Annotated in this window: 23 protein-coding genes and 1 riboswitch; of the genes, 18 read left to right on the forward strand and 5 right to left on the reverse strand. The window is 63.2% G+C overall.

Annotation, left to right across the window (positions count from 1 at the left end):
- Positions 1 to 101 precede the first annotated feature (101 nt).
- Genes BLR85_RS01945 through BLR85_RS01965 form a run of 5 tightly spaced genes read right to left on the reverse strand, consistent with a single transcriptional unit; the run spans position 102 to position 3,627 of the window.
- A complete protein-coding gene (locus tag BLR85_RS01945) occupies positions 102 to 782 on the reverse strand; it encodes an energy-coupling factor ABC transporter ATP-binding protein (RefSeq protein WP_093148358.1) in 681 nt (226 codons plus the stop codon).
- The gene (cbiQ, locus tag BLR85_RS01950) at positions 769 to 1,563 is read right to left on the reverse strand and encodes a cobalt ECF transporter T component CbiQ (protein WP_093148362.1); all 795 of its coding nucleotides are present in this window, start codon (positions 1,561 to 1,563) and stop codon (positions 769 to 771) included. Before cbiQ ends, BLR85_RS01945 begins: the two co-directional genes overlap by 14 nt.
- Entirely contained in the window at positions 1,560 to 2,213 is a 654-nt protein-coding gene (locus BLR85_RS01955) for an SH3 domain-containing protein (protein WP_093148365.1), read from the reverse strand. The genes cbiQ and BLR85_RS01955 overlap by 4 nt, the downstream gene beginning before the upstream one ends.
- Complete coding sequence (gene cbiM / locus BLR85_RS01960) at positions 2,210 to 2,827, reverse strand: cobalt transporter CbiM (protein WP_093148368.1); 618 nt, start codon at positions 2,825 to 2,827, stop codon at positions 2,210 to 2,212. The genes BLR85_RS01955 and cbiM overlap by 4 nt, the downstream gene beginning before the upstream one ends.
- A gap of 8 nt (positions 2,828 to 2,835) precedes the next feature.
- Positions 2,836 to 3,627: a DUF4198 domain-containing protein gene (locus BLR85_RS01965; RefSeq protein WP_244520578.1), complete on the reverse strand. Its 792-nt coding sequence runs from the start codon at positions 3,625 to 3,627 to the stop codon at positions 2,836 to 2,838.
- Positions 3,628 to 3,770: 143 nt separating this feature from the next.
- Positions 3,771 to 3,984, reverse strand: a riboswitch (cobalamin riboswitch).
- Positions 3,985 to 4,262: 278 nt separating this feature from the next.
- Here BLR85_RS01965 and BLR85_RS01970 point away from each other — a divergent pair.
- From BLR85_RS01970 to BLR85_RS02055, 18 genes are all read left to right on the forward strand, one after another.
- Complete coding sequence (locus BLR85_RS01970; protein ID WP_170844423.1) at positions 4,263 to 5,789, forward strand: TadE/TadG family type IV pilus assembly protein; 1,527 nt, start codon at positions 4,263 to 4,265, stop codon at positions 5,787 to 5,789.
- Between the two features lie 282 nt (positions 5,790 to 6,071).
- Complete coding sequence (locus tag BLR85_RS01975; RefSeq protein ID WP_093148374.1) at positions 6,072 to 7,226, forward strand: sirohydrochlorin chelatase; 1,155 nt, start codon at positions 6,072 to 6,074, stop codon at positions 7,224 to 7,226.
- The gene (locus BLR85_RS01980; protein WP_093148378.1) at positions 7,223 to 7,864 is read left to right on the forward strand and encodes a precorrin-8X methylmutase; all 642 of its coding nucleotides are present in this window, start codon (positions 7,223 to 7,225) and stop codon (positions 7,862 to 7,864) included. Before BLR85_RS01975 ends, BLR85_RS01980 begins: the two co-directional genes overlap by 4 nt.
- Positions 7,861 to 9,057, forward strand: coding sequence for a precorrin-6y C5,15-methyltransferase (decarboxylating) subunit CbiE (gene cbiE, locus BLR85_RS01985; RefSeq protein ID WP_093148381.1), 1,197 nt, complete (start codon positions 7,861 to 7,863; stop codon positions 9,055 to 9,057). Before BLR85_RS01980 ends, cbiE begins: the two co-directional genes overlap by 4 nt.
- Positions 9,054 to 9,752: a precorrin-2 C(20)-methyltransferase gene (cobI, locus tag BLR85_RS01990; protein WP_093148385.1), complete on the forward strand. Its 699-nt coding sequence runs from the start codon at positions 9,054 to 9,056 to the stop codon at positions 9,750 to 9,752. Before cbiE ends, cobI begins: the two co-directional genes overlap by 4 nt.
- Positions 9,745 to 11,559 (forward strand): precorrin-3B C(17)-methyltransferase, encoded by a 1,815-nt coding sequence (gene cobJ / locus BLR85_RS01995; RefSeq protein ID WP_093148391.1) that lies wholly within the window; start codon positions 9,745 to 9,747, stop codon positions 11,557 to 11,559. The genes cobI and cobJ overlap by 8 nt, the downstream gene beginning before the upstream one ends.
- Positions 11,556 to 12,320, forward strand: a complete 765-nt coding sequence (cobM, locus tag BLR85_RS02000) for a precorrin-4 C(11)-methyltransferase (protein ID WP_093148396.1) — start codon at positions 11,556 to 11,558, stop codon at positions 12,318 to 12,320. The genes cobJ and cobM overlap by 4 nt, the downstream gene beginning before the upstream one ends.
- A 273-nt stretch (positions 12,321 to 12,593) precedes the next feature.
- The gene (gene tssA, locus BLR85_RS02005; RefSeq protein WP_244520581.1) at positions 12,594 to 13,640 is read left to right on the forward strand and encodes a type VI secretion system protein TssA; all 1,047 of its coding nucleotides are present in this window, start codon (positions 12,594 to 12,596) and stop codon (positions 13,638 to 13,640) included.
- A gap of 51 nt (positions 13,641 to 13,691) precedes the next feature.
- A complete protein-coding gene (tssB, locus tag BLR85_RS02010) occupies positions 13,692 to 14,222 on the forward strand; it encodes a type VI secretion system contractile sheath small subunit (protein ID WP_170844428.1) in 531 nt (176 codons plus the stop codon).
- A gap of 3 nt (positions 14,223 to 14,225) precedes the next feature.
- On the forward strand, positions 14,226 to 15,722 hold the full coding sequence (gene tssC, locus BLR85_RS02015; RefSeq protein WP_093148408.1) for a type VI secretion system contractile sheath large subunit: 1,497 nt from the start codon (positions 14,226 to 14,228) through the stop codon (positions 15,720 to 15,722).
- 81 nt (positions 15,723 to 15,803) lie between these two features.
- Positions 15,804 to 16,289 carry an Hcp family type VI secretion system effector gene (locus BLR85_RS02020; protein ID WP_093148412.1) on the forward strand — a complete coding sequence of 162 codons (486 nt, stop codon included), beginning with the start codon at positions 15,804 to 15,806 and terminating at the stop codon, positions 16,287 to 16,289.
- Positions 16,290 to 16,370: 81 nt separating this feature from the next.
- The gene (locus BLR85_RS02025) at positions 16,371 to 17,198 is read left to right on the forward strand and encodes a type VI secretion system accessory protein TagJ (RefSeq protein WP_093148415.1); all 828 of its coding nucleotides are present in this window, start codon (positions 16,371 to 16,373) and stop codon (positions 17,196 to 17,198) included.
- 3 nt (positions 17,199 to 17,201) lie between these two features.
- Positions 17,202 to 17,699, forward strand: a complete 498-nt coding sequence (gene tssE, locus BLR85_RS02030) for a type VI secretion system baseplate subunit TssE (RefSeq protein WP_093148418.1) — start codon at positions 17,202 to 17,204, stop codon at positions 17,697 to 17,699.
- Between the two features lie 4 nt (positions 17,700 to 17,703).
- Positions 17,704 to 19,578 (forward strand): type VI secretion system baseplate subunit TssF, encoded by a 1,875-nt coding sequence (tssF, locus tag BLR85_RS02035; protein WP_093148422.1) that lies wholly within the window; start codon positions 17,704 to 17,706, stop codon positions 19,576 to 19,578.
- Positions 19,542 to 20,573, forward strand: a complete 1,032-nt coding sequence (tssG, locus tag BLR85_RS02040) for a type VI secretion system baseplate subunit TssG (protein ID WP_093148426.1) — start codon at positions 19,542 to 19,544, stop codon at positions 20,571 to 20,573. Before tssF ends, tssG begins: the two co-directional genes overlap by 37 nt.
- A gap of 35 nt (positions 20,574 to 20,608) precedes the next feature.
- A complete protein-coding gene (gene tssH, locus BLR85_RS02045) occupies positions 20,609 to 23,392 on the forward strand; it encodes a type VI secretion system ATPase TssH (RefSeq protein WP_093148430.1) in 2,784 nt (927 codons plus the stop codon).
- 76 nt (positions 23,393 to 23,468) lie between these two features.
- Positions 23,469 to 25,610, forward strand: a complete 2,142-nt coding sequence (locus BLR85_RS02050) for a type VI secretion system Vgr family protein (RefSeq protein ID WP_170844424.1) — start codon at positions 23,469 to 23,471, stop codon at positions 25,608 to 25,610.
- Positions 25,611 to 25,625: 15 nt separating this feature from the next.
- A complete protein-coding gene (locus BLR85_RS02055) occupies positions 25,626 to 26,234 on the forward strand; it encodes a DUF6931 family protein (RefSeq protein WP_093148436.1) in 609 nt (202 codons plus the stop codon).
- Positions 26,235 to 26,270: the final 36 nt, after the last annotated feature.

Consider the following 26,270-nt stretch of genomic DNA (forward strand, 5'->3'; position numbering starts at 1 on the left):
CGCTTGCGCCGCATCGAAGATGCGTCGCCTTCGGGCGGGCGTGGCCGCGCGCTTCGCGCCCGGCGGACATCGGAGAGGGCCGGCCGCAGGGCCGCGGAGGATCACGCGTTTAGAGCGTGGCGGCAGTTCGGGTCCGGGGCGGCCAGCAACCCGTCCTGCAGGCGCAGGGTGCGGGTGCCCAGCCGGTTGCGGAAATGCGGGTTGTGGCTGACGATGATCATCGCTTGCGGCAGGCTCAGCAGGATCTCTACCAGCCGAGCTTCGTTCTTCTCGTCCAGCGCATTGGTTGGCTCGTCCAGCAGCAACACCTCCGGATCCATGGCAAGGACTGTCGCCAGCGTCACCAGCCGCTTCTCGCCGCCCGAAAGCTTGTGCGTGATCCGGTCGCGCAGATGCATCAGGTCCAGCCGTTCCAGCGTCCGGTCGACGATCTCCATGGCCTCGCCACGACTTGCGCCCAGATTGAGCGGTCCGAAAGCCACGTCCTCGGCCACTGTGGGGCAGAAGAGCTGGTCGTCGGGATCCTGGAACACGAAGCCTGCACGGCGGCGCACGTCGTGGAAATCCGCATCCGCATGCCGTTCTTCCCCAAAGCAGGTGACGCGGCCGGCGGACGGGCTCAAGAGGCCCACCACAATACGCAGCAGGGTCGATTTTCCGGCGCCGTTATGCCCGGTGATGCAGAGCCGCTCCCCCGCCGCCAGCGCCATGTCGGCGCCGTGCAGCACCGGGGCGTGGTGCGGATAGGCGAAGTGAACGCCGGACAGCTCAATAAGCGCCATAGGCGAGCTCCATTGCGCCGATGGCGAAGAGGACAAGGACGAAGCCGGTGACGAAAAGCACGTCCGACGGGCCGAAGGCCATCCGGTCGAGAAGCGGGATGCGCCCGGTGAAGCCGCGGCATTTCATGGCGCCCAGGATCCGTTCGGAGCGTTCCAGCGAGCGCACGAGCATCATGCCGACGAGATAGCCATAGGTTCGGTAGCTGTGCCGATTGGTGCCGGGGCGAAAGCCGCGTGCCTTCGTCGCCTGCTTCAGGCGCAGGTACTCCTCCCGCAACACGTCGATATAGCGCACGGTGAACATCAGCAGATGCACCAGCCCTTCGGGCACTTTGAGCGCATGCAGGGCGTGGCCCAGCGTGACCGGCTCCATGGTGCTGACCAGCGCCATGAGCGCCAGCACGATGGCATTGGCCTTGAGCGCGATCTCGATGGCCTGCCATAGCCCTTCCCAGGAGGCCGCGAAGCCCCAGAGCGTGAAGATCGGCTCGCCGGGCACGGTGAAGGGCAGCAGCAGCAGGATGAACAGGATGAAGGAATCCATCGTCGCCACTCGCATCATCGTGCGGCGGGCGGGCAGGCGGGAGGCCGAGAGCAGGAAGAGCGAAATCGCCACCGCCAGCCCGAGCGGGGCGAAATCCTCGCAGGCCACGACGACAACCGCAAAGGCGGCGGCACAGAGGATGCGTATCCGTGGATCGATACGGCCGAGCCAGCTCAGCTGTCGGTTGGCGCCGGTTGCCGTCAGCGGCTTGTCGAGGGTGGAGATGACGGGCGTCATGCGGCGTCCTTCAATTTGCGGCGGGCGGCGATGTAGAAACCGAACCCGAACAGACCGACGATATAACCGATCCCGCCAAGGATCGTCTGCAGATCGTTCTTTTCCTTGTAGGCGGCGATTTCCTGCCGCAGCGGACGGGTCTCGTCGCGCACGGCCTTGGCGATGGCGTCCAACTCCGCCTGGTTCAGCGCGGCGACAACCACCTGTGGCACGACTTGTGGTGTCGTCGCTGTCACTGCCGGGGCGGATGCCGATGTTTCGGGCTGTGCCGCCGCGACCGGTTTGTCGGTCCAGGAGATCGTGGCCGCTGCGCTCCCGTTCGACTTGGCGACGATCGGCGCGACCTCTTCGGCGAGCATGACCCTTTCGGCAACATGGCCCGCGCCCATATCGGCTCTGAAGCGGTGAGAGACAGGCTCGCTCGGTGTGAACAGGAAAAACCCATCGGCATCGGTGACAGTCTCGCCAAGTTTGTCTCCAGCCTTGTCGAAAACCTCGATCAGCTGGCCTTCGGGGGCGTCGCCGCTGGAGAAGCCGAGTTCCCCCTCGATCTGGTTGCCGGAGGGGAAGATCCCCATGATGAGCTTATGGGCCAGCGCAGGCAGGGGGGCGATGGCGAGGGAGAGGGCGAGAATGGCAGGGCGGATCACTGGAGGGCCCCCTGGAAATCGTCGAAAAGCTCGGGTTTGACCTGCTTGGCAAGGTAGACGGCGGCACCGGTCAGCATCGCCTCTACGAACATGACCGGGGCATGGGCGAAAAAGACCAGCTTTGCCGCGGGCAGGAATTCGTCGCCCGTGATCGCGAGGGCGAGGGCCACGAAAACCGTCGTCAGCGCGATGGCGAGCCCGCCGGCGATGGCGGCCCAGATCGCGGCGGGGCGCGGCGCGGCGCCCTGAACACGCGGCCGGATCAGCAGTCCGACCAGAACGGACGGCCCGGCGATGAGGAGCGTGTTGACCCCCAGCACGGTCAGCCCGCCGAAGCCGAAGAACACCGCCTGCAGCAGCAGGCCCACGAAAAGCGCGGGGAAGGCGGCCCAGCCGAGCACGAGCCCGGCAAGACCGTTCATGATCAGGTGCACCGATGACGGCCCGACCGGAACGTGGATAAGGGAGGCCACGAAGAATGTGGCCGACAGCACGCCCGCCACCGGGATCTTTTCCATCGGCAGCTTGCGCAAACCCTGCGCAAGCCCGCCGATTGTCAGCGCGGCTCCGGCAATCACCACCGGGTTGGAAAGGGCTCCGTCAACGATATGCATGGCGGCTCCTACTCGATGTCCCAGGCCCGGATCCAGATCACGGCATCCTGGCTGAGTTCCTTGCCCTCGAATTCCTTTTCCGGCCCGGTTCCGAGCGCGGCAAAGCCCCAGAAGCCGGCCTTCGGAATGCCGAAGGTGAAGTAGCCGTTCTCGTCGGACATAACCACGAGCGTTCCGGCCGGGGGCGGCACGATGGTGGCCGGGCCTGCCGTGTTGGTCGTCATGTCCGGCTCGGCCGCCATGTATTCGACCTCGATCCCCACACCCGGTATGGATTTTCCCGCCGACAGCACGCGGCCGGTAAAGGTGGAGCCGGCGATCACATTGGTCGGCTTGTTGAGCGGCAGGATCTCCGTCGGCAGGCCCTGCGGCGCCTCCCAATCCGTCGGGATCGTGTTGCGATTGAGGTAGGATTTCGTGATCTGCTGGATGTAGATCTCTTCGCTCGGTTCGAAATAGGGCGCCGGCACCACCACCAGCACGTAGTCGCCGGAACGCTTTACAGGAACCGATGCATCGAAAGCCGCCCCCGCATTGCTCGCGCCCGTGAAGGTGATCGGGCTGAGCCGGTCCATCAGGTCGATCTTCTCGCCACGATGCACAGCATAGAATTCGAGCGGCCGCGCCATATCCATGACATGACCGTTCTCGAACGGATGCCAGAAGATCAGCTTGACCGGCACATCGCCGGGCCGCGCGATCATGGTTTCGGGAGTGTAGGCCAGTTGGAAATGCGCCGAAGCGGCACCAGACATGCACAGGCTGGCGATGCCGGCCAGCAAGGGTCTCACAACGTTCATTACGTCGCCTCTCAAATATCGCCACGAATGCGGCCGATCTGAAAAGACGGACGGGGTTTTGGCTCGAATCGGACGGGCTGCGCCTGACCGCTTCGCGCCAGACGCTCACCCCGGCGCCCGGTGGAAATGAACGCGCGGCGCAAACCGTGCATCCTTCCTCGGCAGGTCTCCTGGCTCGCGGGTCTCTGCTTGGCCGGCCTTCCCGGGATTGCCCCAGTGGCATGATCGACCGCGCTCGCCGCTCACAGTTGCGGGGGCAGCCACGGATTTGGTCCCTGATGGGTACGCCGCACCGTGTTCCCTCTTTCGTCCCCTCGCGCTTGCTGCGTCCGGGGAACCGAAGATGAAAATCTTGTGCTCACGTCGGGTAATGAATGTCAATCCGGGACGGACGCGACTTGGTGCTTCGGGAGTGTGTCTCGGCGACAATGCGGCAGAGCGGCGCGAAACTGTTAACGTGTTGTTGTCTATGTCCTCTTGCTTCCTCGCATTTGCCGCAAAAGGCTCACAATGGTTACATAAATAGCTGTCAGGGTTGTTCGTGACGGCGACCGCATGCACCGCTTTCTGGGGGGAGAGCGGAGCTTGGAAAAGGTTTGATCGAGGGAAGCGCTGGCGCAGAAATGGAGTGCTGGATGTTAAAGAGTATCGTGTCAGGGGGGCATCGCCTGGCAGTGGAAGAAGATGGTAGTGCCGGCGTCTGGAGCCTGTTTGTTTTCCTCATCTGCGTGGTCGTGGCTGGCTTGGCGATCGACGGCACGAACGGCCTTCGCGCGCGTGAGCAATTGCAGACAACCGCCGACATCGCCGCCCATGCCGGCGTGGTCGAGCTGTATAATGGTGGTTCGGACCAGGAGGTCCGGGAGCGCGTGGCCGAGATCGTCGAAGCGAACATGCCAGTGGGCCTGTTCGGCAATTCCCTTGGAACATCTTCGGCAACCATCACCATCGGCACCTACGAGAATGGCGTTGTCTCCCAGGGCCTGACATCCATGAACGATGCGGTCTATGTGTCGCTCGGGCGGACATCACGGCTCGGCAATGCCGTTCCGACCTTCCTGCTGGATTTCGTCGGGATGGACTCGTGGAACATCATCGCGAACAGCGCGGCGCATTTCGGCGAAATCGACAGCTGCGCCGGCAATGACGGCATCTATGTACAAGGCGAGATCAAGATCACCTCACATCTCGAAATCGGCAGCGGTTTCTGCATCTACTCGAAGGATGCGGTCGAGCTTTCCAATCATAACGAGTTTATAACCGGCTCCGGCATCGGCATGCCGGACACGGATGATTGCTCGAAATGCACCTACGATCACAACCCCGGGGTCGAGGATGCCCTGTTCGAAGGCAACCTGCTGCTCACGGATGTCTCCACGCATATCAATACCGTCATGAATTCCCTGCTCGGGCTGAGTGACGACTACGAGCCCGCGGATGATTTCGTCGATTCCGTGGTGCTCGACACGGATATGAGCCCGCTGACGGATCTGGGCTATCAGGCCAACAAGATCGGCAAGGGTTCGATCATCTCCATCGCCGCCGGCGATTTCGAGAGCCTCGACCGCGTTCCCTCCGGGTTGGTCTACGCGGTGTATTGCGACTCCGAACTGGATGCCGATGGTGCATTGAGCCCGACGGGGGCGAGTTCCGACTGCAATGGCAACAGCAAGAAGAAGGACTGTTCCACCAGCACCGGAAACGTCAAGACGCTGTCGATGGAGACCGGCTCGGGCACTGCCATGTCCGATATTGCCGTTATCACCGATTGCCAGATCAAGTTCGGCACGGAAGCCCATATCACGAACTCCGTCGTGATCACGACTTCGACCTCCAACCAGTCGATCAGCGCCTTTGCCAAGGCCAGGATCGGCTCGAACCTGCTGACCTGCCCGTCGACCGAAAAGGTCATCGTCATGACACAGGGCGATTTCAGCGTGCCCGCCGGCGTGGAAACCAACAACGTGGATTTCTATATTGCGGGCGATGCGCATCTTGCCTCGGGCACGTCGAGCCAGGCGAGCAAGCTGGGAACCAGTTTCCATGTCGGCGGCGAGATGCATATTTCCGCGCAGGGAACCTGGGAGGCCTGCGGCGACGAACTCGACTCGCTCAATTCGGATATCGAAGTGATCCGCTACGTGATCGCATCGCAGGAATAGGCGTCAAATCCCGTGAAATCGGCCCGGTGCTCAAACATGTCGCGCCACTGCGGCAAGCGCGGTGGCTTGCCGTGCATCGGGCGCGCTGCTAGGCAACCCGCGACGATGCCGAAAGGCTGAACGGGAGAAAGGACGCTCCGACCCACACCGGGGGAGCGACCGATCGTCGTCCGGGTGAGCGCTTGCGGCGCTTGCGATGGCCCCGTATTGCCCAAGGCCAGGCAAGCGAAGGAGCCAGACCATGCGAGCTGTCCAGACGACCCTTCGTGGGGAGACCCGCGGATGAGCAAGATCGGTGTGATGCTGTGCGGGCATGGATCGCGGTCTCAAGCGGCGGTGGATGAGTTCGCCGTCCTGGCGCAGAAACTGCCTGCGCTGCTACCCGAGGACTGGATGGTCGATTATGGCTATCTCGAATTTGCCAACCCGGTGATCCGCGTCGGCCTCGACAACCTGCGCGAAGCTGGCTGCGAGCGTATCCTCGCCGTGCCGGGCATGCTTTTTGCCGCCATGCATGCCAAGAATGACATTCCCTCGGTGCTGAACGCCTATTCCGCCGAACATGGCATCACGGTCGACTATGGCCGCGACCTTGGCGTCGACGCAAAGATGATCGCCGCCGCCGCCGAGCGCGTACAGGCCGCCGTTGCCAAGGCCGATGCCGAGCAGGGCGAGGTGCCGCTGCACGAGACCTGCCTCGTGGTGATCGGCCGGGGTGCGTCGGATCCAGACGCCAATGCCAACGTGTCCAAGGTCGCGCGGATGCTCTGGGAAGGCATGGGCTTCGGCTGGTGCGAAGTCGGCTATTCCGGCGTCACCTTCCCACTGGTGGAGCCGGCGCTGGAACAGGCCGCCAAGCTTGGCTTCAAGCGCTACGTCGTGTTCCCGTATTTCCTTTTCACCGGGGTTTTGATCGACCGCATCTATGGCTTCACCGACATGGTGGCCGCGGCCAATCCGCAAGCGCAGTGGGTCAAGGCCGACTACCTGAACGACCACCCGCTGGTGCTGGCAACCTTTGCTGAACGGATCACCGAGATCCTTGAGGGCAAGAACGACATGAATTGCGGGCTCTGCAAGTACCGCACGCAGGTGCTCGGCTTTGAGAGCGAGGTCGGTGCCCCGCAGGAGAGCCATCACCACCACGTCGAAGGGCAGGGCGCGAGCGCGCCGGGTTCCAATGTCGAGGATTGCGCGCTGTGCGACACGTTCTGCACCGGTGCCTGCCGCCTCGATGCCGGGCATGATCACCACCATCATCATGATCACGATCACGACCATGATCACGGCCACAGCCACGATCACGATCATGGCCACGGGCATCACCATCACGGCCACGCGGACGGGCATGACCACGGTCACCACCACCCGCGCTATCCCCACGCCGACCACCCGTTGGGCCCGGAAAGCGTGCGCAAGCATCTGAAGAGCGAATGACGCTGAGCTACGAGCGCGATCCGAAGGCGATCTACGCCCAGAGTTTCGCGACCATCGAGAAAGAGGCGGATCTGGCGGCGCTGCCCGAACAGATCCGCCCGCTTGCCGTCCGCGTGATCCATTCCTGCGGGATGGTGGATGCGCTGGATGATCTGCGTTCCACGCCCGATGCCGTTGCGGCCGGGGGGGCAGCCCTTCAAGCGGGTGCCCCGATCCTTTGCGATGCGGAGATGGTTGCGCGCGGCATCATCGCCCGCGCGCTTCCCGATGGCGTTGAAGCGGTCGTCACGCTCAACCACCCCTCCGTGCCGGAACTCGCCAAGGCCCTCGGTACCACCCGTTCCGCCGCCGCCGTCGAGCTGTGGAAGCATAGGCTGGAAGGCAGCATCGTCGCCATTGGTAACGCGCCCACAGCGCTCTTTCGCCTACTGGAGCGGCTCGAGGAGGGCTGGCCGAAACCGGCATTGATCCTCGGCTTCCCCGTCGGCTTCGTCGGCGCGGCGGAGAGCAAGCTGGCGCTCTGCACGCTTCCCCACGGCGTGCCTTTCGTGACGCTTCTGGGCCGTCGCGGCGGCTCGGCCATAGCGGCGGCGGCGGTGAACGCGCTGACGCTCGGTCTAAAGGGAGACGGAACATGAATGCGCCCTGGCTGGACGTGATCGGCATTGGTGAGGATGGCTGGGAGGGGCTTTCCCCGTCGGCCCGCGTGCGGCTGGAGGCGGCAGAGATCATCATCGGTGGCCCGCGCCACCACAAGCTTGTTGAACACCTACCAGCAGAACGGGTCGAATGGCCCTCGCCTTTCCGGGAACTGGCCGAGGAGCTTGACGGCTGGCGTGGCCGCAAGGTGGCTGTGCTGGTGACGGGCGATCCGCTCTGGTATTCCGCCGGCGCGCTCTTCCTGCGCCGCTTCGGCCCGGATGCGGTACTCTTTCACCCGCAGCTATCCGCCTTCCAGCTTGCCGCCGTGCGGATGAAGTGGTCGCTGGCCGACGTGGAGACGCTCACCGTCCATGGCCGCCCCGCCGAACAGGCGATCCCCTTCTTTGGCCACGGTCAACGCCTGCTACTGCTCACTCAGGATGCCGGCACGCCGGCCAAGATCGCGAGCCTGCTGCGCGAATGTGGGCTGGGTGCCAGCCGCCTGACGGTTCTGGGTGCGATGGGCGGTCCCGACGAATGCCGGATCGAGGGGACCGCGGCGGACTGGTCGGCGCAGCCGCCGGATTTCCACCTTCTTGCTGTCGAATGCCTTGGCGAGCAGGGCGCGACCGTGCCGCCGCGCACCGGCTTGGCCGACGATCTCTTCATCCATGACGGCAAGATGACCAAGCGCGAGATCCGCGCGCTGACGCTCTCTGCGCTCGCACCGCGGCGGGGACAGATGCTGTGGGATATCGGCGTCGGCTGCGGCTCGGTGGCGATCGAATGGATGCGTGCCGCGCGCGATACGCGCGCCGTCGGCATCGACACATCGCGCGACCGGCTCGCCATGGCTGCGGCCAATTCCGTCCAACTCGGAGCGCCCCGGCTGGACTTCAAGGTGGGGCGCGTGCCCGAAGCGCTGGCCGACCTGCCCGAACCCGATGCCATCTTCATCGGCGGTGGCCTGTCGCAGGAAGTGGCCCACGCCGCCCTCGACGCCCTGCCACCGCACGGCCGTCTCGTGGCCAACGCGGTCACGCTCGAATCCGAAGCAGTCCTCGCCGCGCTGTATGCACGCCATGGCGGCTCTCTGATCCGCATCGCGGTCTCCCGTGCCTCGCCTGTCGGCAGGATGCACGGTTGGAAGCCGGCGATGCCCGTAACCCAATGGAGTCTCACCAAATGAGCGGAACCCTCTATGGCCTAGGCGTTGGCCCCGGCGACCCGGAATTGCTGACCCTGAAGGCGCATCGCCTGCTGTGCGCGGTGGGCGTGGTGGCCTATCCGGCTCCCGATAGCGGCGAGAGCTTTGCCCGTGCCATTGTGGCAGACTACATCCCCGAGGGCGCACGCGAGATCCCCATCGTCATCCCGATGCGGGTCGAACGTTTCCCCGCGCAGGATGTCTATGACGCCGCCGCCGAGACTATCGCCGCCGCGCTGGAGGCCGGTGAGGACGTGGTCGTGCTCTGCGAAGGCGACCCGTTCTTCTACGGCTCGTTCATGTATCTCTTCTCGCGGCTTGCCGAGCGTTTCCCGACCGAGATCGTGCCCGGCGTCTCCTCGCTCGGCGCGGTGACAGCCGTTGCTCGCCAGCCGCTGATTGCCCGCGAAGAGGTGCTGACCGTGGTCCCGGCGACGCTGGAGGAGGCCGAGCTGGAGAAGCATCTGCGCGACGCCAATGCCGCCGCGATCATGAAGATCGGCCGCCATTTCGAGCGCACCCGCGCCGTGCTGGAGCGTCTCGGCATGGCCGAGCGCGCCGTCTTCGTCTCCCATGCCTCCCTGCCGCAGCAGGTCGTCTGCCCGCTGGCCGAGGCACCGGAGAAGGCGCCCTATTTCTCCATGATCCTCGTGCCGGGAAGGGACGCGCATGTCTGAGCTGGCTCCGGTTGTTCTCTGCCTGCTTCCCACAGCCGAACCACTCGGGCGCCGTATTGCCGAGGCGCTTGGTGCCCGGCTCGATATTCGCGGCAGCGATTTTGACGCGGTCGCGCCGCATCTGGGCTCGCTGTTTCAGGCCGGGCACCCTGTGATCGGCATCGCCTCCGCCGGGATCCTGATCCGCGTTCTTGCCCCATATCTCGGCGACAAGCGCAAGGAGCCGCCGGTTCTGGCCGTGGCCGAGGATGGTTCGGCCGTGGTGCCGCTTCTGGGCGGGCATCGCGGGGCCAATGCGCTGGCCCGCCGGATCGCCGATGTGATCGGTGGCGAGGCGGCGGTGACCACCGCCGGAGACGTCACTCTCGGCGTGGCGCTGGACGAGCCGCCCGAGGGGTGGAAGCTGGACAATCCTGAAGACGCAAAGTCGGTCATGTCCGCGTTGCTGTCGGGCAAGAAGGTGCGGATCTCGGGACCCGAGGCCGCCTGGCTCGCGCCGCTGGAAGAGAGCGGTGCGGTGGATCGGCTGCCCACCGATTCCGAGGCACCGCTCGTTCTGAGCGTGCCGGGGGCGGCGCCCCTGATTTATCGCCAACGCTCGGTGGTTCTGGGCGTCGGCAGTGCGCGCGGCTGCGACCCCGATCAACTGATCGGCCTTGCCGGCCAGACCCTCGCCGAGGCGGGCATCGCGGCGGGCGAAGTCGCCGCGATCCATTCCATCGACCTCAAATCGGACGAGGCGGCCATCCACGCGCTGGCCGCGCATCTGGACGTACCGGTGCGGTTTCATACAGCCGAGCGGCTCGAAGCGGAGGCTCCGCGGCTGGCAAATCCCTCCGAGGTGGTCTTTGCCGAGGTCGGCTGCCACGGCGTGGCCGAAGGCGCAGCGCTGGCCGCCGCCGGGCCGGATGGCTTCCTGATCGTGGACAAGGTGAAATCGGCAGATGCGACCTGTGCCGTTGCACGGCTGGAGGCGGGCGGTGCAGAGGGTGCTCGACGTGGCCAGCTTTCCGTCATCGGCATCGGGCCGGGGCAGCAGGAATGGCGCACACCGGAAGCGACCCGGCTGATTGCCGAGGCAGACGAGCTTGTCGGCTACGGCTTCTATATCGATCTGCTGGGCCGCGAGGCGCGCGGCCGGATGCGGCGCGATTTCGCGCTGGGCGAGGAAGAGGCACGCTGCCGCTACGCGCTGGAAGCCGCCGGCGAGGGGCGCAAGGTGGCGCTGATCTGTTCCGGCGATGGCGGAATCTTCGCCATGGGGGCGCTGGTCATGGAGCTTCTGGACCGCGACGAGAGCGAGGGCGGTGTGTCCGCTGCCGCGCGGCGGGTGGCGCTGACCCATGTGCCCGGTATCTCCGCGCTTCAGGCCGCGTCGGCGCGGGCCGGCGCGCTTCTCGGGCATGATTTCTGCGCGATCTCGCTCTCGGATCTTCTGACCCCGCGCGAGACTATAGTCCAACGCCTGCACGCGGCGGCGCAGGGCGATTTCGTCATCGCCTTCTACAACCCGGTCTCTCGCCGCCGCCGGACGCTTCTGGCCGAGGCGCGCGAGATCCTGCTCGAGCACCGCCCGGCCGATACGCCGGTCCTGCTGGCGACCTCGCTCGGGCGGCCGGAGGAACGACTTACCTTGAGGCGGCTTGACCAACTGGAAGTGGACGAGGTGGACATGATGACCATCGTCCTCATCGGCTCTTCCGCCTCGCGGCGCATCACCAGCGGCGACATTTCCGCAGGTGCGAACGGCGAGTGGATCTATACCCCGCGCGGCTATGCCAAGCGGATCGACGGAGAAACAGCATGACGGTTCATTTCATTGGTGCAGGTCCCGGCGACCCCGAACTGCTCACGCTCAAGGCGCAGCGGCTGATCGGCTCCTGCCCGGTCTGCCTTTATGCCGGTTCGCTGGTTCCGGCCGAGGTTGTTGCAGGTGCCCCTGAGGGCGCGCGGGTGATCGACACCGCGCCGCTGGCGCTGGACGAGATAATCGACGAGATCGAAGCCGCCCATGCGCGCGGTGAAGACGTCGCCCGCGTCCATTCCGGCGACCCGTCGCTCTATGGCGCCATCGCCGAGCAGGTGCGCCGCCTGCGCGCGCTCGGCATTCCCTATGACATCACGCCCGGCGTGCCGGCCTATTGCGCCGCCGCCGCCGGAATGGGGCAGGAGTTGACGGTTCCGGAAGTGGCGCAGAGCGTCATCCTGACCCGGACCTCGATGAAATCCACTGGCATGCCCGAGGGTGAGGACCTGGCCACGCTCGGTGCCTCGCGGGCCACGCTGGCAATTCACCTCTCTGTGCGCAACCTGCTGGAGATCGAGCGGCAACTGTCGCCGATCTATGGGCCGGACTGCCCGGTGATCGTTGCCTATCGCGTCGGTTGGCCGGACGAGATGTATATCCGGGGCACTCTGTCGGACATCCGGAACAAGGTGCGCGCCGAAAAGCTCACCCGCACCGCGCTTGTCTTCGTGGGGCGGGTGTTCGAGGACCATGACTTCCCGGATTCGGCGCTCTACGACCCGGAAATTCCGCACGTCCTGCGCCCTAGGCCAAAGCGCTGACCCGGTTCGCCCGGGCGTCCATCCGCCCGGCCACACTCCTGGAGAATATGGCAATTCCAGAGAGTTGAGCGCGCCACCCACTCCCGTGCGCAATTTTTTATCCGCGTGATTCCGCTCGGTGACCGGATCGGTTGGTTCGGGCCCTTTCCCGATGCGGAAAATGTCGCGCGTGAAAAATGAATCGTAGATTTGTACGAATGTTCTGTTACCGTAACATAAGGTGCTGCGGCATTATTTCGTCGCTGGCGCCCTAGGGAGATTGAAAACTTGGTCTTGGAACTCGTCAGTTTTGGAGAAGAGTCACCAAGCGGTGAAAACCTTGAATACGAGTCGGTTTTTACTGAGTTGGAGATTGCGGCACAGCCCGGTCAGGAGCGCCAGATGGGCTCTGAGATCGTGGCCGCGGAAGAGCCCGACTATGGCGATGTGATCCAGAAAGCGAAGGCGGTTCTGGAGCACAGTCATGATGTGCGTGCCGCCATTCACCTGGCGAATGCGGAATTGCGTCGGAACGGCTTCGTCGGCTTTGCCGAGGCCACCAGCTATATCCGTGGATGCGTCACGCAGTTCTGGGATACGTTCCACCCGCAACTGGACGAGGATGACGGCGATCCGACGATGCGTGTGAACGCCGTGCGTGGGCTGGCGGCGCCCGAAACCATAATCCACGCGCTCCGCCTCGCAAACATGACCGACAGCAACAATTTCGGTCGGATGTGCCTGCGCCACAAGATGATCCTCGACGGCGAGATCGACCCGCATGGCGACGAGCACCTTCCCGACTCGGGCGGGTTCTCGGCGGCGTTCAGGGATACCGACGAAGAGGTGATGAAGGGGATCATCGACGCTGTCCGTCAGGCGTCTGAAGATATTGCCGCGATCGAGGCGACGTTCGATGAAAAGATCGGAAGCCTCGGCCCGGATCTGAGCGAGGCGAGAAAGACCCTCTTGCGGATACTTTCGATCCTTTCGGCGGAAACCGGCATGGATGTCCAGGCCGCGCCAGAAGTGGAGGAGGCGGCTGAAGAGGCTGCACCCGCAGGACGCCCCGGCGGCTCCGGTGGCCCGCCCGGTGCCATTCTGAACGACCGCGACGTGCTCGCGGCCATCGACAAGATTATCGAGTATTATGCCCGTTACGAGCCGTCCAACCCGGTGCCTATTCTGCTGAAGCGCGCGCGCCGATTGGTGGGCGCGGATTTCATTACGATCGTCAACGACCTCGCACCGCTCGGGCTGGATCATGTCCGGCTGGTTGGTGGTCTGGAAACTGACGAAAAAGCCGATCCGAAGCCCGAAAAAGGCGGAAAGAAAGGCTAGCGAATAACGAGGTCGGCCCTGGCCGGAGGCTGACCGAAATAAAGGGAGAATCTGATGTCCAGTTCACAGAAGTTTCTTGGTCGTAACCGCGCGCCAAGAGTCCAGATCGAATATGACGTGGAACTCTATGGCGCACAGAAAAAGGTACAATTGCCTTTCGTCATGGGCGTCATGGCCGACCTCGCCGGCAAATCCGAGGTTGAACAGCCCGGCGTTGCCGACCGCAAGTTCCTTGAGATTGACGTGGATAATTTCGACAGCCGCATGAAGGCGATGAAGCCGCGCGCGGCCTTCTCCGTTCCGAACACGTTGACCGGCGAGGGCAACCTGTCGGTCGACCTGACCTTCGAGAGCATGGAAGATTTCTCGCCGGCTGCCGTCGCCGAGAAGGTCGCACCGCTCCGGCAACTGCTCGAGGCCCGCAAGGAGCTGTCCAACCTGATGACCTACATGGATGGCAAGCCCGGAGCAGAGAACCTGATGGCCAAGGTCATGGCCGATCCGGCGCTGATGAAGTCGCTCGCGGCGCAGGCCGCTCCGACCGAAGAAGGCGATAGTGGCGACAGTGAGGGAAAGGAATAAGCCATGGCAGAAGAAGCCCTCGAATCCGCGGCCGGTGCACAGGCCGCAGTAACAACGGAATCCGATTTCTCGGCACTGCTTCAGCAGGAATTCCGCCCACGCACGGACACGGCGAAGGCGGCCGTGGAAAGCGCGGTCAAGACGCTTGCCCAGCAGGCGCTCGAAAGCACCGCGACGATTTCCGATGACGTGCTGGAATCGCTTGAGGCGATCATCGCCGAGATCGACCAGAAACTGACCGCCCAGATCAACAAGATCCTCCACCACGAAGAATACCAGCAGCTCGAAAGCGCCTGGCGTGGCCTGCATCACCTGGTGAACAACACCGAATCCGACGAGATGCTGAAGATCCGGGTGATGAACATCTCCAAGAAGGAGCTGCACAGGACCCTGAAGCGCTACAAGGGCACCGCCTGGGACCAGTCGCCGATCTTCAAGAAGCTCTACGAGGAAGAATACGGTGTCTTCGGTGGCGAGCCTTATGGCTGCCTTGTCGGCGACTATCATTTCAACCACAGCCCGCCCGATGTCGAGCTGCTGGGCGAAATGGCCAAGATCTCGGCCGCGATCCACGCGCCCTTCATCACAGGGGCAGATCCCTCGCTTATGCAGTTCGATAGCTGGCAGGAACTCAGCAATCCGCGCGATCTGACCAAGATCTTCCAGACGCCGGAATATGCCGCCTGGCGTAGCCTGCGCGACAGCGAGGATTCCCGGTATCTCGGCCTTACCATGCCGCGTTTCCTGGCCCGCCAGCCCTATGGCGCCAAGGGCGATCCGGTGGACGAGTTCGACTTCGAGGAAGAGACTGGCAACGCCGAATCCGAGTATTTCAGCTGGGCCAACTCGGCCTATGCGATGGCGGCCAACATCACCCGGTCCTTCAAGCTCTATGGCTGGTGCTCGCGCATCCGTGGCGTGGAATCGGGTGGCGTCGTGGAAGGGTTGCCGACCCATACCTTCCCAACGGCGGACGGTGGCGTGGACATGAAATGCCCGACCGAAATCTCGATCCCGGAACGTCGGGAGGCCGAGCTTTCCAAGAACGGCATGATGGCCCTGATCCACCGCAAGAATTCGGATCTTGCCGCATTCATCGGCGCGCAGTCTCTGCACAAGCCGGTCGAGTACGATGATCCGGATGCGACGGCGAATGCCAATCTTGCCGCGCGCCTGCCCTACCTCTTCGCGACCTGCCGCTTCGCGCACTACCTGAAGAAAATGGTCCACGACAAGATCGGCTCCTTCAAGAGCCGTGACGACATGGAGACGTGGCTGAAGAAGTGGATCAATGAGTACGTGGACTATAACGCGGCGCACTCCACCGAAGAGACCAAGGCTAGAAAGCCACTCACGGCGGCCGAGGTGAGAGTGGAAGAGGTCGAAGGAAATCCCGGATATTATACCTCGCAGTTTTTCCTTCGGCCTCATTACCAGCTCGAGGGACTTACCGTGTCTCTCCGGCTGGTAGCCAAATTGCCGTCCGAAAAGGGACAGTGATCGTAGATCGGGCGTCATCGGCCGTCGCCCGATCATTCTCAAAGGCGGAAAGACCGCCGGATTATTTAAGGAGAGAGCACTATGGCTGTTGACATGTTCCTCGATATCGAGGGTGAGATCGAAGGTGAATCTCAAGACTACGAACATTCGAAAGAAATCGACGTTCTGGCATGGTCATGGGGTATGTCCCAGTCCGGCACCTTCCACGTCGGTGGCGGTGGCGGTTCCGGCAAGGCCAATTTTCAGGATATCTCCGTGACCAAGTGGGTCGATGTGTCGTCCCCTGTCCTGATGCTATATTGCGCAAACGGGGATCACTTCAAGAGTGCGGTCCTGACAGTCCGCAAGGCTGGCAAAACGCCCGTTGAGTACATCGTCATGACGATGACCGACGTCCTGATCACGTCCGTTTCGACCGGCGGTTCCGGCGGTGAAGATCGTCTTACCGAGAACGTGACGCTGAACTTCCGTCAGATCGAAGTGAACTACAAGCAGCAGAGCCCGGCTGGCGATGTAGAGAGTGAGAAGGACTTCGGCTGGAATATCGCCGAGAACGTGCAAGTCTAAGACTTTGCGCAAGAATTGCACCACCGGAGATTTATACGGTGGTGCATCTCGACCTGAACGACCTGAAGATTGGAGACCCCCGTGCAAAGCCGTGCCCATGAGCTTCTGCTTGCCAATGACCTGAACGGGGCTCTTGAAGAGTTGCAGGATGCCGTGCGTGCAAAACCTGCTGACCCGAAGTTGAGAGTATTCCTTTTCCAACTGCTCTGCGTGTTGGGCGACTGGAAACGGGCGATCAATCAACTGAAGCTTTCCGCGACCATGGATGAAGACGCGCTGGAGATGGCGCAGGCCTATCGCGAGGTCATCCGCTGCGAGGTCTTCCGCGAGAAGGTCTTCGTCGGAGAGCGCGAGCCGCTCGTCTTTGGAGAGCCCAATAGCTGGATTGCGCTGCTGATGGAGGCGCTCAAGCTGCTTGCCGCCGGCAAGGCGGAGCAGGCAGCCGAGCTGCGTGCCCAGGCCTTCGAAGCGGCACCGGCCATCGCCGGCGAGGTGAATGGCAAGGCCTTCGAATGGATCGCCGACGCGGATATGCGTCTTGGCCCGGTTCTGGAAGCGGTCGTCAACGGCCGGTATTTCTGGATGCCGTTTGCCGCGATCCACGAAATGCATGTCGATGAACCGACCGACCTGCGTGACGCCGTCTGGACCGGCGCGCGGATCACGCTGCGCAATGGTGGCGAAGTCACGGCTTTCATTCCCACCCGTTATCCCGGAACGACCGAGGCGGGCGACGGGGCTGAAATGCTGGCTCGGATGACGACGTGGTCGGATGCGGGGGCAGAGACTTTTATCGGCCGTGGCCAGCGCCTGCTGGCAACCGATAGCGAAGATGTTGCCCTAATGGATCTGCGCAACCTGCGGTTTGAAGACTCTGAGGAGGCTTCCGAGCCCCCATCCGGGGGCTGATCCATGGCCGACAAGACCATCGACGACAGGCTACAGCCGTCCTTGCTCGACCGGCTCACGGATGACGCGCCCGACCAGATGTCGGAGTCTCGGGACACGAGGGTCATCGATGTTCGTAAACTGCGTGAGATCCTGAAGCGTGACCTCGCCTGGCTGTTGAACACGACCAATAACGAGAGTTTCATTGACCGGAAGAAATATCCCCACGCCTTCAGGTCTGTATTGAATTATGGCGTCAAACCCGTTGCGGGTGGAAGCACGACGCAGCGGCGGGTCGAGAACATCCGGCAAGCCATCATGCAGGCCGTGCGGGAGTTCGAGCCGCGGATGCGACCGGAATCGCTCGAAGTTCTGCTCCGGGACGAGGAAAGCGCCACGAATATGTCCGTGTTCTTCGATATTCACGGGGATATGTGGGCGCAGCCCTTGCCGATGGAGCTTTACCTGCGTTCCGAGATCGACCTGATGACTGGCCACATGACTCTGGAACAGGGAAGCTGAACGGATGGACACCCGGCTGCTGCGCCATTACGAATCCGAGCTGGCCTATCTGCGGGAGATGGGCGCGAACTTCGCGGAAACCTATCCCAAGATCGCCGCCCGTTTGGGCATGGACGGGCTCGAGGTTCTCGACCCTTACGTGGAACGGCTTCTGGAAGGCTCCGCCTTCCTTTCGGCGCGCGTCCAGCTCGAACTGGAACTGCAATATCCGCAATTCACCAGCCATCTGCTGGAGCTGGTCTATCCGCATTACCTGGCGCCCACGCCATCGATGATGGTCGCGCAGCTTCATCCGGATCTCGATAACACCGTGCTGACCGATGGCTATGTCGTGGAGCGTGGAACCGCGCTGCGCTCCAGTTCGCCCGACGGCTCCACGGTGCCTTGCATCTTTCGCACCGGGATGGACCTGACGCTCTGGCCGGTGGAGATTTCCGAGGCCGAATATATCGAGAGCCGCGCCGATGTGCTCGCTGCGCAGGTCGACTGCAATACCGAGGCCCGTGCCGCGATCCGGCTGCGTATCCGCCGCCCCGATGGCAACCCGCTCAACGAATTGTCGCTCGACGCGCTGACCTTTTTTGTCGGCGGGCAGGGGGCGCCGGGCTGGAAGCTGCTGGAACTTCTCTGCACCGAGACGCTGGGCCTTGTCGCGCGCTCGACCGACCGGCGCGCGGATTGGGTGGAGCCGCTGAAGGGCGAGTTGCGCCACCGTGGTTTCTCCCCCCGCGAGGCGTTGTTGCCGACACCGCGGCGCAGTTTCGACGGCTACCGGCTGTTGCAGGAATATTTCGCCATGCCGGAGCGGTTCTTCTTCGTCGAGGCGACGGGCCTGTCGAGGGCCATCCTGCAGACCGCCGATGCGCAGGTGGATCTCTACATCCTGCTGCGCGACGGGATGCCGGAAATCGCGCCCACGGTGCGGCCCGAAGCCTTCAAGCTGAACTGCGTGCCGGCGGTGAACCTCTTTCACAAGCGCTGCGACCGGGTGCATGTCGTCAACCAGGATTTCGAGCAGCATATCGTGGTCGACCGGACCGCACCGCTCGACTACGAGGTCTATTCGCTGGAGAGCGTCACCGCGATCGGCACCGAGGGAGAGCTGGATGTTCCGTTCCAACCCTTCTACTCGGTCGATGACCTGACGCCGCTGGGCGAGGGCGGGCGCTGTTTCTATACCATCCGGCGCAAGATGCGCCAGCGCACGGAGCGTGAGCGGCTGCGGGGCGGACGGACGAATTACCTTGGCTCGGAAACCTTCGTCTCGCTCGTGGATGGCGACAACGCGCCGTACAAGTCCGAAGTTAGCCAGCTTGCGGTTCGGGCGATGGTGACCAACCGCGACCTTCCGATGTTGCTCACCACCGGGGCGCCGGATGTGTTCCACCTGCCCGATGGGGGGCCGGTGGGCATGGTGACGACCCCGGTCTCGCCCACGCGGCCGCGCCCGTCCTTCGCGCATGGCGACGCGGCTTGGCGGTTGATCTCGCATCTGGGGCTCAACTACCTGTCGATTGCCGATAGCGAGGGCGGCACTGCGGCGGCCACGATCCGGGAGCTGATCGGGCTTTACGTGCCCGAGGGAGACCGCGGCATGCGCCGGCAGCTCGAAGGACTGACCCGCGTCTCCTCCTCGCCAAAGGTGCGCCGGATGACGGACGAGGTCCTCTCCACTGCCGTGCGCGGGCTTGAAGTGAAGCTGGAATTCGACGAGAGCTTCTTCGAGGGTGGTTCCGTCTATCTTCTGGGCGCGGTGCTCGAGCATTTCTTCCGCGGCCATGCAACGATCAATTCCTTTACCGAAACCGCTTTGTTTAGCCAGCAGCGAGGAGAGCTGAAGCGATGGCGTCCTCAGACGGGCCACGGCCGGATCATCTGAACTGGTTCGCCGGGCTGCAGGAGCGCCCCGGCGACTACCACATCTACCTGGCGATGCGGCTGCTCGACGCCGCTCGGGAGGGCAAGCGCGGGCTGGGTGCAACCCATCGGCCGGTGGAAGACAAGATGCGCTTCGGCCAGGAGCCGTCCCTGTCCTTCCCGCCGACGACCCTTACGAAGTTTCGCCCCGCCGAAGGCGAAACGCCGGCCGTGCTCATCAATCGCTTCTTCGGCTTTTTCGGTCCGAACGGACCGTTGCCGCTGCATCTGACCGAATTTGCCCATGACCGGCTGGTAAACGAGCGCGACCCGACACTCGTGGCTTTCGCCGACATGCTTACCCACCGCTTGGCCACGCTGCTTTTCCGGGCCTGGAAGACGGGGCAGCCGGCAGCAGATTTCGACCGTGGTCCGGGTGGACCGGTGGAAGTTGCGGTGGCGGCGCTGTCGCGGCTGCATGGCAGCGCGCTCAGGGACCGCGATGCCATGCCGGACCTGGCAAAACGGCATTTCGCGGGCCACCTGGCGCCGGGGCCGCGCACGCCCGAGGCGCTGGTCTCCATGCTGTCGCTGTTCTTCGGAACGGATGCCCATATCGAGGAATTCATCGGCTCTTGGCTGGAGCTGGAACCGGAAGACACCTGGCAGTTGGGCGCGCCCGCGGGCCTTGGGCAGGCGACGGCCATCGGCAGCCGGGTCTGGACGCGCTCGGCCAAGTTTCGGCTCACGCTCGGCCCGCTGTCCAGGGAGGCCTATCAGCGGCTTCTGCCGGGCGGCGAGTCGCTCAGGCGGCTCGCGGCGATCGTGCGCAACCATGTCGGGGACACGCTCGACTGGGACGTGAACCTGGTGCTGCGGGCAGAGGACGTACCGCCGGCCAAGCTGGGCGCGGATACGCAGCTGGGACTGACAAGTTGGATCGGGGACCGGGCAGAGATGGGCGACGCGGATGATCTGTTCGTGGCGCCCGAGAGGGATATTCGACCGGCGGCTTGAACAGGGCCGCGGTTCTTGGAGGGAAGGGACATTTCATGTCGGAAATCAGCAGGGTAGCACTTTTCGGTAAGCTCAACGAGCTGGGGTACAAGGCGGTCGAGGGGGCCACGGTTTTCTGCAAGATGCGTGGGAACCCCTATGTCGAAATCGTGCATTGGTTGACGCAGATCGTGCAGCTGCCTGATAGCGATATTCACCGTATCATGAAGCATTACGATCTGGAGCCGGCGCGACTGGCCGCGGACATGCAGCGCGCGCTCGATGCGCTGCCGCGGGGGGCGACCTCGATCAGCGACCTCTCCACGCATCTGGAAAACGCGATGGAACGGGCCTGGGTCTATGGCTCGCTTATGTTCAATTCCAACCAGGTCCGCACCGGCCACCTGATCCTCGGCATGGTCAAGACCTCCGAGCTGCGCCACGTGCTTCACGGCATTTCGGGCGAGTTCAAGAAGGTCGGCGCGGATGACCTCTCCGACAATTTCCCGACCGTCGTGGATGGCTCGCCGGAGGACAGGCTGCGCCCGCAGGACGGCTCCGTCACCGGCGGCGGCGCGGTGCCTGGCGAGGCATCGGGCGCGATGGCGCCGGCGCAGATGGGCAAGGAGGAAGCGCTCAAGCAATTCTGCACCGACATGACGGCGCAGGCGCGAGAGGGCAAGATGGACCCGATTGTCGGGCGCGATGACGAGATCCGCCAGATCGTCGATATCCTGATGCGGCGGCGGCAGAACAACCCGATCCTCACCGGCGAGGCTGGCGTGGGCAAGACAGCCGTCGTGGAGGGGTTCGCCCAGCGGATCGCGCGGGGCGATGTGCCGCCTTCGCTCAAGGATGCGCGGTTGCTCTCGCTCGACGTGGGCCTTTTGCAGGCCGGTGCCTCGATGAAGGGCGAGTTCGAGAACCGGCTGCGCTCGGTGATCGACGAGGTGCAGGCGTCGACAGTGCCGATCATCCTCTTCGTTGACGAGGCGCACACGCTGATCGGTGCCGGTGGTGCGGCGGGAACGGGCGACGCGGCGAACCTGCTGAAGCCGGCGCTTGCACGCGGCACGCTCCGCACCGTGGCCGCGACCACCTGGGCCGAGTACAAGAAGCATATCGAGAAGGATCCGGCGCTCACCCGGCGTTTCCAGGTGATCCAGGTCGACGAACCGGACGTCAAGAAGGGCGTCCAGATGATGCGCGGCATCGCCTCCATGCTGGAGAAGCACCACAAGGTGCAGGTGCTCGACGAGGGCATCGAGTCGGCGGTGAAGCTTTCCGCGCGTTATATCCCGGCGCGGCAATTGCCGGACAAGTCGGTCTCGGTGCTTGATACGGCCTGCGCCCGCGTGGCGGTGAGCCAGCACGCGGTTCCCGCCGAGGTGGATGATTGCCGCAAGCGGATCGACGCGCTGACGACCGAGCTGGAGATTATCGACCGCGACGAGACTGCCGGTTATGACGTGGACGAGCGCCGCGCCGCAACCATCGAAATGAAAGCCGCCGAAGAGGAACGGCTGAAAGGGTTGGACGAACGCTGGCAGCAGGAAAGGGGCGTGGTCGAGGCCATCCTCGCGCTCCGGGCGAAGCTGCGCGAAGGCGGGATGCCTGTTGACGAACACCTGGAAGAGAGTTCCGCGTCAGAGGGCGAGGCCGCCACAGCCGAGGAAGCTGCCACCGACGCGGCCGCCGAAGCGGGCGATGCGCCCGAAGCGGCAGAAGACGCTCCTGAGCAGAGCATCGATCGTGCAGCGCTCATTGCGGAGCTGCGCGCCAAGAACAAGGAACTGGAGGCGATCCAGGGCGAGCACCCGCTGATCCTGCCCATCGTTGATGCGCAGGCGGTGGCGAGCGTCATCGGCGACTGGACGGGCATCCCCGTGGGCCGGATGGTCCGCAACGAGATCGACACTGTCCTGCACCTGCAGGATCACCTCGCCAAGCGGGTGATCGGGCAGGACCACGCGATGCAAATGATTTCCAAGCGCATCCAGACCAGCCGTGCCGGGCTCGACAACCCCAAGAAACCGATCGGTGTCTTCCTGCTGGCCGGTACTTCGGGCGTCGGCAAGACGGAGACGGCGCTGGCGCTGGCCGAAGTGCTCTATGGCGGCGAGCAGAACGTCATCACCATCAACATGTCCGAATACCAGGAGGCACATACGGTCAGCTCGCTCAAGGGCGCCCCTCCGGGTTATGTCGGCTATGGCGAGGGTGGCGTTCTGACCGAAGCCGTGCGGCGCAAGCCCTATTCGGTGGTGCTGCTCGACGAGGTCGAGAAGGCGCACCCGGACGTGCATGAACTGTTCTTCCAGGTCTTCGACAAGGGCCAGATGGAAGACGGCGAAGGCCGCGTGATCGATTTCAAGAACACGCTGATTCTGCTGACCTCGAATGCGGGGTCCGAGCTGATCATGGACATGTGCTCCGATCCGGACCTGCTGCCGGAACCGGAGGGGATCGGGCAGGCGCTACGCGACCCGCTGCTCAAGATCTTCCCTGCGGCACTGCTCGGCCGGCTCGTGACCATCCCCTATTACCCGCTGACCCCGGAGGTGATCGGAAAGATCGCCGTTCTCCAGCTCGACCGCATCAAGAAGCGGGTGGAGGAAAGCCATGGCGTGCCCTTCAACTATACCGACGCCGTGGTCGACACCATTGTCGGGCGCTGCCAGGAACTGGAGTCAGGTGGGCGGATGATCGACGCCATTGTCACCAACACCATGCTGCCCGAGGTCTCGGCAGAGTTCCTGCGGCGGATGATGATGGAAGAGGAAATCAACGGCGTGACGGTGGACGCGGCCAACGGCGATTTCACCTATGATTTCGTCTGAACGCTCAGGCGTCTGGATATTTGGAGCATTGCCTGCCCGGGTGTAGACTCGGGCAGGTTGAATGATTGGATTGGCCATGAGTATTAAAATTGACAAGAGCAAGATTAAGGACTTCCCGATCCGGATGGAGTGCAGCTCGTGTTCCGACCCGCTGGTGCTTGTGGCGGCGCGTATCGACGAAGGTTTCAACGAGCCTTCCAGGGCCCGGATCGAGTTCATCTCCGATACTCCCAATATCGATCTGGACGATCTCATGGGCCGCGGTATCTCGCTGACGGCCAAGGTGCCGGACGGCGCCGACAGGCTCGAATCGGGCGCCCGCGAGCGCAAGCATGTCGGTATATGCGTCAATGCGCGTTTCGTCGGCACCTATGACGGGGCCTGCCATTACTGGGCCGAAATCCGGCCCAGGATGTGGTTCCTTTCGCTCAACAAGGATTGCCGGATCTTCCAAGACAAAACCGCGCCGGACATCATCAAGGAAGTGCTGCAGGATTACGGCGTGACTTTCGACGAGCGGCTGAGCGAAAGTTATCGGTCCCGCGTTATCTGCGTGCAGTATCGGGAGACCGATCTCGCTTTCATCCATCGCCTGATGGAGGAGGAGGGGATCCATTATTTCTTCGAGTACGATGGCGACGAAAAGATGGTGCTGCATGACGATTCTGCGGCCCATACCCCAGTGCCCGCCGATGACACGATCCGTTTCCTGGAATTGAACGATCCCAGCCGGCGTGACCTCGAGCATTTCTTCGAGTGGTATATCGACCATGCCGCCACCACCGGAAAATACACCCAGACGGATTACAATTTCGAGAAACCCAAGGCGGATCTGGAAACCTTCCGCTCCCTGCCCAAGGGAAAGCACGACCTGAAAGAACGCGAGATATACGACTATCCCGGCCATTACCGGGAAACCTCGGATGGCGAGTTCTATTCCAAGGTGCGGATGGAAGAACGCGCGATCCATTACCGCACATGGCGCGGCACGGGGCTGGTGTCGAATATCGAGGTCGGCAAGGTATTCAAGGTCTCCAAGCACGAGGTGACGGGAGAGGGCGAGGAATTCGTCGTGCGCTCCGCGACCCATCTGTTCCAGCTCAACGAACGCGAGCTGAACACGTTGGAAATCAGCCATTTCCCCTCCGGTTCCGTGCGTGCCGAGATCGACTTCAACGATCCCTACCAGGTTCGGGTCCTGGCGATTCCAAAGCAGGAGAAATTCCGCCCCGCACCGGTCACCCCCTGGCCCGAGATTGCCGGATGTCACACCGCCGTGGTCACCGGACCGAGCGGCGAGGAGATCTATACCGACAAGTATGGCCGCATCCGGATCCAGTTCCACTGGGACCGGCTGGGCAAGATGGACGAGAAATCCACCTGTTGGGTGCGTTGCATGATGCCCTGGACGGGAAAGAAATGGGGCATGATCGGCATCCCGCGGATGGGCCAGGAAGTCGTTGTCCAGTTCGAGGAGGGCGATCCGGACCGGCCGCTCGTCATCGGCATGCTCTACAATGCAGACACGATGCCGCCCTATGAGCTGCCCGCCAACATGACCCAGACAGGGATCAAGTCCCGCTCCACGAAAGAGGGCAGCAACCAGAATTTCAACGAGCTGCGTTTCGAGGACAAGAAGGGCGAGGAGGAGGTCTATTTCCACGCCGAGAAGAATTACAACCAGGTCGTCGAGAATGACGCGACGATCAAGATCGGCTTCGACGACATGGACAAGGGCGATCTCACGCAGGAGATCTACCACGACAAGACCGAGGAAGTCGGCAACGATCTGAAGGTGAAGATCGGCTATGGCGACGGGGGCAAGAGCCCGGGCGACATGACGCACGAGGTCTATAATGACCGCACCGAGACCATTGGCAACAATTTCAAGACAACGGTCCAGAAGGGCGACCACGAGAACACCGTCAAGAAGGGCAACATGAAGAACACCGTCTCGATGGGCAATTTCGAAGAGACGATCTCGATGGGCAACCACACGACGAAAGTGTCGCTGGGCAAGACCGAGCATGAGGCAATGCAGTCGATCGAACTCAAAGTAGGAGCGAACTCGATCAAGATCGACCAATCGGGCGTCACCATCAAAGGCATCATGGTCAAGATTGAGGCGCAGGCGATGGCCCAGACCAATGCGCCGATGGTCAAGATTAATGGTAGCGGGATGGTCATGATCCAGGGCGGCCTGGTGAAGATCAACTAAGGCTGGGAGCACGAGATGGGCGGACGGTTCGAAGACCTCAACAAGATACCGCAAGTGCCGGCAGCGCGGATAATGGCCCAGACCAACCTGTCGCTGGAGACCGAGTTGGAAGGACCGGCATCGGCGGGTGTGTCGCAAGTGCTGGCTGAGTTGGGCGGGCGGGAAGCCGTGACCGCGAAGGTGGATATGCTCAAGGTTATGGCGGCGAGCCTGCCGCCGCGGGAACTGACATGGTGGGCCTGTCTGGCGGGCCGCGACGTGATCGGGCAGGAGGCCACGCCGCCAGCGACACTGGCGGCTGCCGAAGCGTGGGTTTTCCGACCGTCGGAAGAGACCCGCGAAGCCGCCTTTCGTGCCAGCGAGGCCGCCGGGCCGAGGGACAATACCTCGCTCTGCGCCTTGCTTGCCGTCTATGCGGACGGAACATTGGGTCCCGGCGATCTCAAGGAATTTCCGGCCCCCGAGGGCGGGGCCGCCGCGATCGCCTTCGGGATGAACGTCATGGCGATCGACGCACGCGGTGGCGATTTTACCGAGGCGGCAGACCTGATGCTGGATCGGGCGCTGGATATCGCACGGGGCGGCAACGGGCATGTGGAGCAGAAGAACGGGGAGGACGAATGACGTCTCGACCGTTGCTTTCGTCGCGTAAGTGCCTGA

It is taken from the genome of Aliiruegeria lutimaris, assembly GCF_900099935.1.
In the GTDB taxonomy this organism is placed as follows: Bacteria; Pseudomonadota; Alphaproteobacteria; order Rhodobacterales; family Rhodobacteraceae; genus Tropicimonas; species Tropicimonas lutimaris.